This is a genomic window from Pseudomonas sp. FP603 (assembly GCF_030687415.1).
GTDB classification, from domain to species: Bacteria; Pseudomonadota; Gammaproteobacteria; order Pseudomonadales; family Pseudomonadaceae; genus Aquipseudomonas; species Aquipseudomonas wuhanensis.
In genome coordinates, this window is sequence record NZ_CP117431.1 from 5366513 (window position 1) to 5380504 (window position 13992).

Consider the following 13992-nt stretch of genomic DNA (forward strand, 5'->3'; position numbering starts at 1 on the left):
CCCTTCCCTGCCTGGAGACAGATCATGCGCGAGTTCAATCCTGTAGAACGTATCGAAACCACCCCGTTCCAGAGCCTTTCCGAACAGAACGTTCATGGTTGGGAACGCGCCGGCTCCCTGGCGGGTGGCGTGGTCATGCTGAGCAAGGGCCTGCGACGCGGCGGCGTGTTCGGATTGATTGAAATAGCCATCGGCGGCATGGCCCTGGCCCGGGGCATCACCGGGCATTGTTCGGCGAAACGCCTGTTGGAAAAGAACCGTCAGGACATGAAAAACGCACGCGCAAGGATCGAGCGCGCCGGGGATGAGCTGGCCCGCATGAAAGCCAATGCTGAAGCGGCGACCAGCACGGCGACCGTGACGGGTAATGATTCGTTGAACTCGCCGAAGGCTGGGGTCTGATCCGGAATCGATGCTGAGGCTTAGGGCCTCTTCGCGGGCAAGCCCGCTCCCACAGTAATTGGCGGTGTTCACACTGTTGTGTACGCCACAAATCCTGTGGGAGCGGGCTTGCCCGCGATGGCGGTGCTACTGAAGCAACCCGGTCTCGAGCACCCTGGAAGACTCGCCAATAACGCTTTCCGCGAGCTGAATGAATGCCTTGGTATCCACACTTTCCAAATGCATCGCCCCACGCAACACATCATCCAGCGAGCGCTTGTTGCGGGTTTTCAGGCGAATCTCGCGGTCCAGTTCCTGTAGCAACACCACCGCTTTGGCCACCTGTGCCGGGTTGATCTGCTCACCGCGCAACGTGCTGACCTTCTGGCTGTCCTTGGTCAACTTGCTGTGCAGGCTTTCATACCGCTCATCACTCATGCCGCCTGCGCGGCGCACCAGTTCGATGGCGTAATACTCGGCAAACCCTTCGCTGATCCAGTCGCTGCGCTGGTTGTCGTTGATCCGCCCGAACACTTGAGCCAATTCACGCACCAGCGCACTGGTGCCGCTTTCGCTGACCAGCGGCAGCCGCGTGTTCAGGTAGATCGATTCACGCGCGGCCAGACTGCCGCGCCACATTGGGTCGTTGCCGCCGACAATCAGCAGCTTGTTGGGATGACGCGGAAAAACTGCCTGCACTTGCGGCCAGACAAAGGTCAGCAACGTCAGCACGTCCATGCGGCGCATGCCCTGCCCCTGAGGCGAGGTGACGGTGACTTCGGTTTCTCCCAGTCGCGTGCGACGGCTGCCGAGGTGGCCGGCGAGCATCCAGCCAGTGGGACGGTCGAACAGGCGCGAGACGTTGTCGATCCGGAACGTGTTCTTGCCGATCCGCGGCCAGGCGGTTTCGACGCTTTTCCAACCGGCGGGCAATTCGAATTCAAGGCGTGAAACCAGTTCGATGCCGTCCTGCTGATCGAGCTTGGCCGCGGGCACCAGGTCATCACCGCGCATCAGCGCCCAGCTCGGGGTCATGCGGGAGTCGAAGCTGCCGTTTTTGCGTCCATGACTGATGCGCACTCGGTAGGTCAGGCTGGCCTTGTCGGCGGTCGGGCGCCAGACGCCACGGGCCTGTTTGCCGGGTGTGAGTTGCCATTGGCCATCGGCCTTGAAATCACTGTAGTGACTGCCGTCGCCCAAGTCGAAATCCAGACTGCGCACCGCCGAGCCCTGGGCCAGGGTCAGGCGCACTTCGGCCTGATCGCTTTGCGGCAACAGGCGCACGTGATAATCCAGATCGACTTTCTTTGCCGCCCACACGGGCGAACTCAGGGCCAAAAGTCCAAAGGCCAACGCCCGCCGCACTCCCACAGCCATACCCACTCCTATTGCTCGCGCTGGGCTGCGTAGCGGCCCCAAATTCTTGTAATCACTGCCTATTTTGTGAGTGCTACGCACTTAAGCGCGAGCAAGCGCCCTCGTCACATAAGCAATAGGAATTAACCCGCGCGAAAAATCAGATGATCTTCCCAATCGTCTTCGGCCACGCTGCCCTCGGCAAGCATGCGCCCGGACTGGGAAATACGTTCGTGATGCACCGCCTCGCGATCACCGCACACCAGGTGATGCCAGAGCGGCAAATCCTTGCCTTCGCTGACCAGTCGATAACCGCAGGTCGGCGGCAGCCATTTGAACTCATCGGCCTTGCCCGGCGTGAGCTGGATGCAATCGGGCACAAAGTCGCGGCGGTTGGGGTAATCGGTGCACTGACAGGTTTTGAGGTCGAGCAATTTGCAGGCGATGCGCGTGTAGTAGACGGCGTTGTCGTCTTCGTCCTCGAGTTTTTGCAGGCAGCACAGGCCACAGCCGTCGCACAGCGATTCCCATTCCTCTTGATCGAGTTGATCGAGGGTTTTGCGTATCCAGAACGGTTCGACTTTGGCGGCCATGGCTCAAGCATCAACATCAGGTGGTGAAAAGGCCGCCAGTCTAGTGCCAAGGCACCGGCGGGCCAAGCATTGGCGACTGCCGGTACACGGCACTTGTGAGTTTTTGCGCCGCCCGGTAGCGTTACCAGTCGCAAAGAGCCCTACCCACGTGCCATTAACGCTCAACCGCGTTGTTTTCGGGTGAACGGCCCAGGCTCTCGGAAAACCCCATCGCCCAGCTCAACTGCGCCCGCCGTTTTTTAGACGACCCTCACTTTCAAACGTAAAGGAATCTCTTGATGAGTGCTAACCCACGCGTTGCCGATTACGCCATTCACCCTCAGTTCACCGATCGCTGGTCGCCTCGCGCGTTCACCGGCGAAACCATTGCCGAAGAGACGCTGCTGAGCTTCTTCGAAGCCGCACGTTGGGCACCATCGGCGTACAACTCGCAGCCTTGGCGGTTTCTCTATGCGCGTCGCGACACGCCGAATTGGGAACGCTATCTGGGACTGCTGAACGAGTTCAACCGCAGCTGGGCACAGCATGCCTCGGCGCTGGTGATCGTGGTCTCGAAAACCACTTTTGCGATACCTGGCGCCACCGAAGAAACACCGGCGCTGTCGCACACGTTCGACACCGGTTCGGCCTGGGGGCATCTGGCGCTGCAAGCGAGCATCAGCGGCTGGCACACCCACGGCATGGCCGGTTTCGATCAGGAACTGACCCGCAAAGAGCTGAATATTCCTGAGGGCTATGCGCTGCACGCGGCGGTGGCGATCGGCAAGCTGGGCGACAAGGCGACGCTGGCCGAGTACCTGCAAGCGCGTGAAGAGCCAAGCCCGCGTCGTCCGCTGAGCGAGTTGGCGGCTGAAGGTGATTTCACCCTCTAACCAACGATGAAGTTCAAATGTGGGAGCGGGCTTGCTCGCTCCCACATTTGATGAGTGGTGGGTTTAATACCCGCGCGAGAAATCCACTTCCCCACGCAACGCTTCGCCCGCCTGATACGCCCGCAGGTTTTCGACGAACAACTTCACCATCATCGGTGGCGAAGTCGGTGCCGAACTGTGCCCGGTCAGCAGCAGGCCCCACGCGGTCCAGAATGGATGGCGTTGCGGCAACGGCTCCTGACGGCAGACGTCGATCACGGCCCCGGCCAGATGCCCTTCTTTCAAGGCTTCCACCAGATCCGCATCGACCACCGCGACACCGCGCCCGACGTTGATGAACAACCCCGTCGGCTTGAACTGCTTGAACAGTGCGGCGTCGTACAGGTCGTGAGTATTCGGGGTGTTTGGCAGCAGATTGATCACGTAATCCACTTCGCCGACCAGACGCGGCAGATCAGCCAGGCTTCCAACCTCGACAAACGGCGTCTGCTCGCGGGCTTCGCTGGCGATGCCATACAACTCGACGCCAAACGGCAGCAGAAACTGCGCCACCGTCTGGCCGATGTCACCGGTACCGACGATCAATACCTTGCGTCCAGCCAGGCTTTGACCCTGGCGGTTGTCCCACTTTCGCTCGACCTGGCTGACCAGCCGCGGCAGCACTTCGCGCTCGTGACCGAGCATGTAGGTCAGCACGTATTCGGCCATGACCTGACCGAAAATCCCTACCGCGCGTGTCAGGCGATAGTGCCGTGGCAGGCCGTCGGCCAGCAGCGGCGTGATGCCGGCCCAGGTCGACTGCAGCCATTGTGGTTCGTGGCCCTGACGCAGCAAGGTCGCCAGCAGGTCCGGCTGACCGAGCCAGACCTGGCATTCAGCGGCCTGACGGGCCAGTTCGGCGGAGTCGCCGCTGGTCAGAACTTCCAGATCAGGCGCTGCCTGACGCAACAGTTGGGCGTACACAGGGTGGTCGTGTTCAGCAATCAGAACGCGCATGGTTCAAACCTTTCAAAAACAGTGCAGACAGCCGCCGACGGAGTGTCACTCCATCGCCCTGGCCATCGCCAAAATCATTCCAGTGTTTCATAAAGGCTCTGAACAGAGCCTGTGTGCCGACTACATCGGGTCGTTACGTCGCAGCAATTCTTCCGGCAGATGCTCGATGTATTCGTCTTCGGCCGGCGGCATTTGCAGGTGGTAGCCCTGTTTCTCGAGATTTTCCAGCACCACCGTGATGTCTTCGCGTGACAGCTTGCGCTCGGGCGTGAGCACCAGATCGAAAGCGTGGTGCGGTTTGCCGAAGGCCGCCATCAGGCTTTCCGGAACGCGCTCCAGTGCATCACTTTTGAGCACATAGAGGTACATCTCGTTTTTCTTCAGGCTTCGATAGATGGAGCAAATACGTTTCAAGGCTGTTCTCCGGCGGTGGCCAGGCTGTCGAGCAGCGTCTGGCCCATCAATTCGCGGCGCCAGCCACGCAGCGAATCAGGCAATTGGTAAGGACCATTGGGGAAGCCGCTCTTGAGCAGCGCTTCCAGGGTTTTCTTGCGCAGCATCAGTTCTGGCGCGATGTTCAAGCGCTCGGCTTCGGCCTGGCCGATGGCGCGCAGCTGTTTGACCAGCGCAGCGGCGTCCACCGGCAACGGCTCCGGCACCGCCGGTGGCCATTGATCAGGCGACACACTGCCAGAGCGCTTGATCAGATCAAGCAGAAATTCGCCGTCCTGACGCACGGTACGCGGGTGCATGTCTTCGATTTTCGCCAGCGCGCCAAGGTTGTCCGGTTGCGTGCGCGCCAACGGCCACAGGGAATGTTCTCGAATGATGCGGTTGCGCGGCAGATCACGGGCACGGGCCTGCGTCTCACGCCAGGCGCAAAGTTCACGCAACACGGCGAGTTGGGCACGGGACAGTTTCCAGGCCAGTTTGGCGTCGCGATAGACCTCATACGGGTCGACCTCGCGACGCAGATTGGCCACCAGCTCGGCACCGTCTTCCAGGACCCAGGCGTATTTTTCGTCAGATAGTTTTGGACGCAGCTGTACGAAAACTTCCGCCAGGTGCAAGGCATCTTCGGCGGCGTAGCTGATCTGGGTATCGGACAGCGGACGTTGCAGCCAGTCGGAACGGGTTTCGCCCTTGGGCAGGTCGATGCCGAGCACTTCCTGCACCAGTCGCGAATAGCCCATGGAAAAACCGAGGTTCAGGTAAGCGGCGGCCAGTTGGGTGTCGAACAGTGGCGCCGGCAGGCTGCCGGTCAGGCGCAGCAGGACTTCGAGGTCTTCGCTGCACGCATGCACGACTTTGACCACGGCCGGGTTTTCCAGCAATGCGGCCAGCGGTTGCCAATTGTCGATGGTCAGTGGGTCAATCAGGTAAGCGCGTACGCCATCGCCGATCTGCAGCAGGCCTGCGATCGGGTAAAAGGTGTCGACCCGCATGAATTCGGTGTCGAGGGCAACGAATGGCAGCTGCTGCCACTCGGCACAAAACTGACCGAGGCTATCGTTGTCGCGAATCCAGTGAATATCGATGGCCACACGGCTCTCCCTTGAAGAATGGCGCGCAGTATATATCGCCCCCGGCGATTTCCGCGCATCCACTGAACAAGAGCTTTAGCGAAAATACCTGCTGGACCGCAAGAATAGTCTGACAGGTGGAGACTAGCTGCCCTTACGCAGCACGTAGACCCGCATCCGCGCGCACCCCGGCAAGAAGTCCTGATGGCTGAGCACGTGGAAACCCGCCTGCCTGAACTCGGCCTCAAGCTCGGCCTTGCTCGCCTGTGGCTGGGCCTGTGCGCCTTCCACACCGGATCGGCGCAGTTTGAAATGCGCATCAACCCGCACCGCCACAATCACCGTATCGCGACTGACCCGATGGAACTCAACCAGCATGGCCAACCGATGCTCAGGACTGGTGATGTGTTGAAACAGTTGCATGCAAAAAATGCAGTCAACCGCGTTCGCCGGCAAACCGATGGTGAAGGCTGAACTCTGAAAGGTCTTGACCCGTTCCAGCAGGTGCTGCGGATGGTGGGTGCGGGCATGATCGAGCATGTCCTGAGACGGATCGGTCGCAAGAATCACCCGATTCGCATGCTCGGCCAGTATCGACCAGAAGCGCCCGACACCGCAGGCTACATCAAGAATCAATCCCGGTTCGCCAGCGACCTGAAGCGCGTTACGCACCAGTTGCTCGTCGCGCCAGAACGTCAAACGCCCCGCCAGACCACGCGGTCGCGACTGCAGACAGACGCGGGCGTGTTCCTGATCGTAGCGCCGGGCGAACTCAAGTTCGATGGCGGATGGGGGCAGCGCGGACATGTGCAAGGGCTCTTGTTGGAATATCGACTGATGGCAGGTTAACGACTGGCGCGTGAAAAAAAGGTCGACGGACTCATTCTTTGGCCAACACACCGTCAATCACCGCGCCGCGGCAGCCGGCAAACATGTCCAGCCCCGGGTCGTAGACCTTGCTGTTGACCTCCAGCAGGCCAAGCATGGAATGGAACAGGTTGTCCTGGCTCAAGGGCTTTTCGCGACTCAATTGCAGGCAATGGGTGTCCACCGAGAACGACTTTTGGTAGCTGTCGGAGAACCATGCCAGCATCGCTACATGCTTCTGTTGTTCCGGCGCCAGCATGTAAGGCGTGCCATGCAGGAACAGGTTGTATTCGCCCAGCGATTCGCCGTGGTCCGACAGATAGAGCATGGCGGTATCGACTTTGTCCTGATTACTGCGCAACAGGTCGATCAGGGTCGACAGCACATGGTCGGTGTACACCAACGTGTTGTCGTAGCCATTGACGATACTTTCTCGGCTGCAATTGTTCAGTGCATTGCTTTCACACACCGGGGTGAAGTGTTCGTACTCTTTCGGGTAGCGCTTGAAGTATTCGGGCCCGTGACTGCCCATCTGGTGCAGTACCAGCACGGTGTCTTTATCCAGCGTGTCGATGAAGTGCTGCAAACCTTGCAGGAGAATTTCATCGCGGCACTCGCTATTGGCACACAACACCGGGTCTTTCAGATTACTCACGTCGTCGACAGTGACCCGATCGCAGGTGCCTTTGCAGCCCGACTGGTTATCGCGCCAGATCACCTCGAGACCGGCGTGTTTGAGTACGTCCAGCAGACCTTCCTCGTTCTTTGCCTTGCTGGCGTTGTAATCCTTGCGGCCCATGTTGGAGAACATGCAGGGCACCGACACGGCCGTTTCCGTGCCGCAAGAATGCACATCGGTGAAGGCAATCAGGCCGGCCTCTTTATCCAGTTTGGGTGTGGTGTCACGGTCATAACCCAGGATGCCGAAGTTCTCGGCCCGGGCACTTTCGCCCACCACCAGTACCGTCAGGGATTTACGGCCGTGGGTCTGCCAGACCGGGTTTTTCCGAGCGTCTTCACCGATGTTGATGAAGGGCTGCCGGGCAGACACTACTTGCTCGCGCAGATAGCCGAGCGAGGCACCGATGTAGTTGCTTGGCACCACCATCAGGCGCAACTCATGGTGATTGCGAAACAACGATGACAGGCCTTGATAGTTGACCAGGGCGACACCACCGATCACCGCAACCGATGCGACACTCACCAGCACTTTACTTAATAACTCACGGTGCCAGCGACGATAATTAACCGGCGTTTTCCACAACAACCACGACGGTAAAATTCCGAGCAATACAATATAAACAAACAACTTCACGGACAGTAAGTCGCGCACTTCCGTGGCATTGGTTTCTGCGAAGTTACGAAACATACCCGCGTCGATCAACACACCGTATTGGCTCATGAAATAGGCCACGCCGGCACTGACCAATAAGATCAGCGTCAACACGGGCTTCATCACAGGCCGGAACGCCAGCAAGGTCAGCACAATATTGAAAACCGCCAGGATCATCACCCCGAACGCGACACGCATGGCGATGCCTTGACCGTCGGCAGCGGTGATATCGAACAGGTGTTGCCAGAGAACTGAATTGAACCCTGCCAATAAAAAGGCGCTGGCAATCAACGTCACCCATTCAGGGCGCACGGCTTTTAACTTCAACATGATGATTGGCTGTTCCTGAAAGAAGTGCCCACGGTAGATGTGAAAATTTCATTTACCGCGACAACACAAATCTTAAGGAGCCAACCATCAATTTTTCGTGAAAAAGAAGCCAACGATTAGTTGGCTCATGGCATTAGGCCCAAACTTTCAACGGGTTTGAGATTAGTTTCAGGCCTGATGCAGATACCAGCGCCAGTCCTGCTCACCGACCTCGCCCATGAACTGCCGGTATTCGGCACGTTTCACCGCCAGATACACGCCAAGAAACTCACTGCCGAATGCCTCCCGCGCCCAGCTCGAAGCCTCCAGCGCTCGCAATGTGGTCAACCAGTCGGTCGGCAACAATTGCGTGGCCTGGGCATACCCGTTGCCCTCCACCGGAGCGCCCGGGTCAAGCTGCTCGCGGATGCCACGATGAATACCAGCCAGGATCGCCGCAGCCGCCAGGTACGGGTTGGCGTCGGCACCACAGATGCGGTGCTCGATATGCCGGGAGAATGCCGGCCCGCCGGGCACCCGCAAACTCACGGTGCGGTTGTCCACGCCCCAGGTGGCCGCCAGGGGTGCGTAGCTGTTGGTCTGGAAACGACGGTACGAGTTGGCGTTCGGACAGAACAGCAGCAATGAATCGAGCAACGTACCGAGCATTCCTCCGACCGCTTGTTTGAGCAGTGGCGTGCCGTCCGGGGCTTCGCTGGCGAACAGGTTATTGCCGTCCTTGTCCGCCAGGCTGACGTGCATGTGCATGCCGGTGCCGGCCAGGTCATCGAAAGGCTTGGCCATGAAACAGGCGCTCATCCCATGCTTGTGGGCCACGCCCTTGACCAGCCGTTTGTAGCGCACCGCTTCGTCCATCGCCTGCAAAGCATCGGTGCGGTGTTCGAGGGTGATTTCCACCTGCCCCGGCGCGTATTCGGAGATCGCCGTGCGCGCCGGAATACCCTGAAGTTTGCAGGCGTTGTAGAGGTCGGCCAGAAAGGGCTCGATCTGCTCCAGCTCACGTAAGCCATAGACCTGAGTCCCACGTGGCCGCCCGCCATCGACATCCCGCGCCGGCTGCGGCCGACCGTTGCTGTCGCGCTGCTGATCCAGCAAATAGAACTCCAGCTCCGCCGCCATCACCGGGTAATAACCGTCGGCCTGCAAGCCCTCGATGACCTTGGCCAGTAGATGCCGTGGGTCGGCGATGGTCGCGGGCATGCCCTCTTTTGGATGCATGCTGACCTGCACCGCCGCCGTGGGAATCAATCGCCACGGCATACGCTGCAAACTGCCGCTGATCGGGTAGGCCCGGCAATCGATATCACCGACGTCCCAGACCAGCCCGGAATTTTCCACGTCATCGCCATTGATGGTCAGGCCCAGAATGGTGCTCGGCAGCGGCCGGCCGCTTTCGTACACCGCCAGCAGTTCATCGCGATGCAGCAACTTGCCCCGTGGCACACCGTTGTTGTCGAGGATGAACAGCTCGAACATCTCGATATCCGGATTGTGGTCCAGGAAGGACAGGGCTTCTTCTTTCGTGGCGAAGGATGTCGTGGCACAGCTCATGGGAATTCTCGTCTATCCGCGTCAGGCAAACGCACAGGCGCCGCCGGTTTGATCCCGGCGCACAGCGCGGGACCTGTCAGAACAATCAACGGGACATGCAGGAATCCGGCGGGCGGGCGTGGCGGCAGTGCCACAGTGCCCAGAAGGCCAGTTCAGAAGGGAGTGCAGACAGGCTTGGCGCGCTGGCAGGCCTGTATAGACGACGTGGCTGAAGGCTTGAAGTGGCACCAGACGCCCCCTCGTGTTTGATTCCGATCAGCCAGACGTCCATGGAAAAGACCGCAGTAAACAGATGCAAAGCAGCGTCACACGGGCAGATAAGCCGTTAAATCCAGACTTGATGAACCTTGGTTGCAGATTGGCTAAACATTCCCCCCGGTAACCAACCTAATTTCTCGATAGTGCCAGCGACATTTCAGTTTGCCCCTGCAGGCTTGGAGCGGCCTAATCACGGCCTTGTACATCTGGGGTTCCTTTATGGAAAACGTTCGCACTTCAAGTTCCTATGCCGGATGGCTGATGGTCAGCGTGGTATTGGTGGCACTGAACCTGAGGCCTTCGATGGCCGCTGTCGGGCCGTTGTTGTCGGCCATTCGCGGGGATGTCCCGTTAAGTTTCAGTACCGCCGCGCTGTTGACCATGCTGCCCGTCATGGCGATGGGACTGGCGATGTTCCTGGGAATGCGCATCGCGCAACGGGTCGGCGATCACCGCACCATCATCCTGTCCTTGCTGATCATCGGTGTGGCCACGGTCTCGCGGCTGTACCTGGACAGCAGCCTTGAGCTGATCCTGAGCGCGGTACTGGCCGGGCTCGGGATCGCCCTCATTCAGGCGGTGATGCCGGCGCTGATCAAGTCACGCTTCAGCGACAACGTTTCGCTGTTCATGGGTTTGTATGTCACCTCGATCATGGGCGGAGCGGCGATTGCCGCATCGTTCTCGCCTTTCGTCCTGGCGCAAACCGGCAGTTGGCGGATGGGCCTGGCAATCTGGGCGCTACTGACGCTGGTTGCCCTGGTCTTCTGGCTTGCCCAGCGCTCGGCAATCGCGCCATTGCCGGCGGCGCCAATGGGGCGCCAGGAGTCCTTCGTCGGTAACTCACGGGCCTGGTTGCTGGCGATTTTCTTCGGCTTGGGCACGGCCTCCTACACCTGTGTGCTGGCCTGGCTAGCCCCGTATTACGTGGAAAAAGGCTGGAGCGAACAGAATGCCGGCTTACTGCTGGGGTTTCTCACCGCCATGGAAGTCGTGTCTGGGCTGATAACACCCGCGATTGCCAACCGCAGCCAGGACAAGCGTCTGGTACTGGTCGTTCTGCTGGCCTTGATCATGGCCGGCTTCTGCGGCCTGATCCTCAGCCCGGAACGCTTTAGCCTGCTATGGCCGTGCCTGTTGGGCCTGGGCATTGGCGGCCTGTTCCCGATGAGCCTGATCGTGTCCCTTGATCACTTGGATAACCCGCGTCGTGCCGGTGGCCTGACGGCCTTTGTACAAGGCATCGGTTACCTGATCGCGGGGCTCTCGCCGCTGATTGCCGGGATGATTCGCGACCAATTGGGCAGCTTCGAATGGGCCTGGTGGTCACTCACAGCGGTGATGGCGGTGATGATTGTGATGGTGCTGCGCTTCAACCCAAGGCAATACGCGCAGCATATCCAATAGTCTTCGAAGGTCCTTTCAAGCCCCCATCGATCAACGCACCGATTGTGCCAAATGGCGGTCAGTTTAAACGAGTGAACCGCTTTTCGTAGGAGCCAGCGGTGCGGCAAGTCGGATCGCCGCACCGCTGGCTCCTACAGGCATTACCGACTGCGCCCGCTAAATCTATTTTCAAACGCAGGGAAAGGAACTCATGAAGCAAGTCGGTTTTGCAGAAGCTCATTGGGGCATGCTGATCTGGGCGATGCTGATCGCATCGTCTTTCTTTGCGGCAGCAGAGGTCAGCCAATCGATAGATCCAATTCTGTTGACCGGCCTGCGCTTGTTGCTGTCAGCCTTGATGTTCTTGCCGCTGCTGTTACTGAAAAACACTTCACCAATCTCGGCCAAAGGCCTGCTGGCCCATGCGGTTCTTGGGCTGCTGCTGGCGACGTATTTTGGTTCGCTGTTTGAAGCACTGCGCTACACCACGGCGGTCAATACCGCGACGCTGTACACGCTGGTGCCGCTGATGACGTTGTTCTTTGAGGTATTCCTGCTGCCGAGTACGAGCCTGAAGACTCGATTGTTGCCAATGTCGATTGCGGCAATCGGCGCCCTGCTGCTGACGCTTAAAGGCGCGGCTCCGGGTGAGCTGCCCGCGTTGTACCCGGTAATGGTCTTCGGCGTCGGCTGCCTGGCGATGGCACTCTATTCGCCACTGAGCCAGCGGTTCAAGGCCAAGAGTTTGAAGGGGCGTGACCCGGTGGCGATGACCTTCTGGAACATGCTTTTCGGCTCGCTGTTTCTGTTTGCGTTCTGTCTGTTTAACGGCGGTTGGCGCAGCGGCGCGCAGTTGTCGTCGAGCGATATGTTCTGGTTGGTGTACCTGGCGCTGTTTGGCACCCTGGGGACATTCTGGCTGCTGCATCGGGCAATCGGGGTGATTTCGCCGTCGACAGTGGTTTCCTATGTCTACCTGAACACCCTGTTTGTCACATTGTTTCACTGGTTCTGGCTCAGACAGCAACCGGTGTTGATAGAAGTCACCGGTGCTGTGCTGGTGGGTGTCGGCATGCTGGCTTTGGTGATCAACAGCCGTCACGCCAAAACCGTTACGGCTTGAGATCCTTCAAAGAGTGACTGCGTCCTACGGTGCGACCGGACTCCAGCGCTCCAGTTCGCGCTCAAGGAAACTGGCTACAGCCAGCAACTGCTCTTCCTGCCAATGCGGGCCGACTATCTGGATGCCGATCGGCATCCCGTTGGCCGGATCATGTCCGGCGCGAATGACCACCGCCGGTGAACCGGAGAGGCTGAACGGAAACACAAAGGCATAGCGATCACGGTCCTGCAAAGACTCGCCATGAGCGAACGCCACATCCGGGAATACCGGACAAATGAATAGATCGTGCTGATTGAAGAACTTCGCCAGGTGGTAGCGAAACGTGTCGATGAGGATCCAGTCACGCTTCATTTCATCCACGCTCAACTCGACCTCTTCGCTCAAGCGGATCAACCCTGTGGTGGCGGGTGTATAGGTCTGTTTGTCCATGGACTGGAACAAACGCTTCCAGCCACGCCCGGCATCCGCACCCGTGATAAAAACCCGCCATAGCACATCGCAGGCTTCGTCGAGCATCTGCGGAGCCGTCGGTGTAACTTGCGCCACCACACTGCTCAGGCAACTCTCGACCCGCTGCAAAACCTGCTTCACTGCCGGGCTTACCCGGGTTCTGGTGGACTCCCAGGACAGTGCGACACGCAATTGGTCCAGCGGCTTGCTGTCGGCGAACGGCACATCGACGGTGTCCGGGTCGTAACCGTCAGCGCCGCTGATCAATTGCCCAAGTAATGCCAGATCGTCGACGTAACGCCCCATCACACCAAACGCCGACGTCAGATGGAACAACCCGGAGCGATCATTGGGAAACTGGCCGGTCAACGGCACACGCCCCTGAGTCAGTTTCATGCCGCAGATACCGTTGAAATGCGCCGGAATCCGCACACTGCCACAAGCATCCGAGGCCAGCCCGGCCGGCGAGCAACCGGCCGCGATGGCTGCCGCTTCCCCGCCACTGCTGCCACCGGCGGAGCGCTGCCCGTCATAGGGATTGAGTGTGCGGCCGTACAGCAGGTTCTCGGTTTCAAAGGCCATGCACAACTCGGGAACATTGGTGATCCCAAGGATGATCGCCCCCGCCTGCCGAAGCCGGGCGACGACCGTGGCATCCTGCTGACTGGCGTCGCCCAGCAACTCCCCCAACCCCCGCGACATGCGGAAGCCGCGCACATGACAGACGTCCTTGATGGTCATGGGAATCCCGTGCAAAGGCCCATGAATCTTCCCGACACGGACCATCTCATCAGCCTCCCGGGCCTGCCGACGCAGTTCGTCGACAGATTCCAGTTGAATCAGGGCATTGATCTGCGGATTGCGTTCGCCAATGCGCTGGAGATAGAACTCCAGCAAATTGACGCTGGTCAGCACACCGCGACGCAGCAGGCCGGCCATTTCGCGCAGGGTCAACGTATCGGGATTGAACATA

The 13992-nt window shown here is 59.4% G+C and carries 13 protein-coding genes; 4 read left to right on the forward strand and 9 right to left on the reverse strand.

The features are described 5' to 3' along the window. Positions 1-24 precede the first annotated feature (24 nt). Entirely contained in the window at positions 25-402 is a 378-nt protein-coding gene (locus PSH65_RS24800; protein ID WP_305422935.1) for a DUF2892 domain-containing protein, read from the forward strand. A 126-nt stretch (positions 403-528) separates the two neighbouring features. Here PSH65_RS24800 and PSH65_RS24805 read toward each other — a convergent pair whose 3' ends face one another. Together PSH65_RS24805 and PSH65_RS24810 are read right to left on the reverse strand one after the other, a co-directional pair. Beyond that, on the reverse strand, positions 529-1758 hold the full coding sequence (locus PSH65_RS24805) for a hypothetical protein (RefSeq protein WP_305422936.1): 1230 nt from the start codon (positions 1756-1758) through the stop codon (positions 529-531). A 122-nt stretch (positions 1759-1880) separates the two neighbouring features. After that, positions 1881-2330 carry a YcgN family cysteine cluster protein gene (locus PSH65_RS24810; RefSeq protein WP_052966452.1) on the reverse strand — a complete coding sequence of 150 codons (450 nt, stop codon included), beginning with the start codon at positions 2328-2330 and terminating at the stop codon, positions 1881-1883. Between the two features lie 278 nt (positions 2331-2608). Here PSH65_RS24810 and PSH65_RS24815 point away from each other — a divergent pair, with 278 nt between their 5' ends. Further along, positions 2609-3202, forward strand: coding sequence for a nitroreductase family protein (locus PSH65_RS24815; RefSeq protein WP_123721925.1), 594 nt, complete (start codon positions 2609-2611; stop codon positions 3200-3202). 63 nt (positions 3203-3265) lie between these two features. Here PSH65_RS24815 and PSH65_RS24820 read toward each other — a convergent pair whose 3' ends face one another. The 6 genes from PSH65_RS24820 to PSH65_RS24845 all read right to left on the reverse strand — a co-directional run bounded on the left by PSH65_RS24820 (position 3266) and on the right by PSH65_RS24845 (position 9802). Next, positions 3266-4198, reverse strand: a complete 933-nt coding sequence (locus PSH65_RS24820) for a D-2-hydroxyacid dehydrogenase (RefSeq protein WP_305422938.1) — start codon at positions 4196-4198, stop codon at positions 3266-3268. A gap of 120 nt (positions 4199-4318) precedes the next feature. Then, on the reverse strand, positions 4319-4612 hold the full coding sequence (locus PSH65_RS24825; RefSeq protein WP_007898694.1) for a YcgL domain-containing protein: 294 nt from the start codon (positions 4610-4612) through the stop codon (positions 4319-4321). Beyond that, complete coding sequence (gene rnd / locus PSH65_RS24830) at positions 4609-5742, reverse strand: ribonuclease D (RefSeq protein ID WP_305422943.1); 1134 nt, start codon at positions 5740-5742, stop codon at positions 4609-4611. The genes PSH65_RS24825 and rnd overlap by 4 nt, the downstream gene beginning before the upstream one ends. A 123-nt stretch (positions 5743-5865) precedes the next feature. Next, positions 5866-6528: a class I SAM-dependent methyltransferase gene (locus tag PSH65_RS24835; protein ID WP_305422944.1), complete on the reverse strand. Its 663-nt coding sequence runs from the start codon at positions 6526-6528 to the stop codon at positions 5866-5868. A gap of 73 nt (positions 6529-6601) precedes the next feature. Continuing rightward, the gene (locus tag PSH65_RS24840) at positions 6602-8251 is read right to left on the reverse strand and encodes a phosphoethanolamine transferase (RefSeq protein WP_305422945.1); all 1650 of its coding nucleotides are present in this window, start codon (positions 8249-8251) and stop codon (positions 6602-6604) included. A 168-nt stretch (positions 8252-8419) separates the two neighbouring features. After that, a complete protein-coding gene (locus tag PSH65_RS24845; protein WP_305422946.1) occupies positions 8420-9802 on the reverse strand; it encodes a glutamine synthetase family protein in 1383 nt (460 codons plus the stop codon). Between the two features lie 477 nt (positions 9803-10279). Between PSH65_RS24845 and PSH65_RS24850 the strand changes: the two genes are divergently transcribed. After that, positions 10280-11467 (forward strand): cyanate transporter, encoded by a 1188-nt coding sequence (locus PSH65_RS24850; RefSeq protein ID WP_305422947.1) that lies wholly within the window; start codon positions 10280-10282, stop codon positions 11465-11467. Positions 11468-11657: 190 nt separating this feature from the next. Continuing rightward, positions 11658-12569 (forward strand): DMT family transporter, encoded by a 912-nt coding sequence (locus tag PSH65_RS24855; RefSeq protein ID WP_305422949.1) that lies wholly within the window; start codon positions 11658-11660, stop codon positions 12567-12569. Between the two features lie 24 nt (positions 12570-12593). Here PSH65_RS24855 and PSH65_RS24860 read toward each other — a convergent pair whose 3' ends face one another. Then, positions 12594-13991, reverse strand: coding sequence for an amidase (locus PSH65_RS24860; protein WP_305422950.1), 1398 nt, complete (start codon positions 13989-13991; stop codon positions 12594-12596). Position 13992 lies beyond the last annotated feature (1 nt).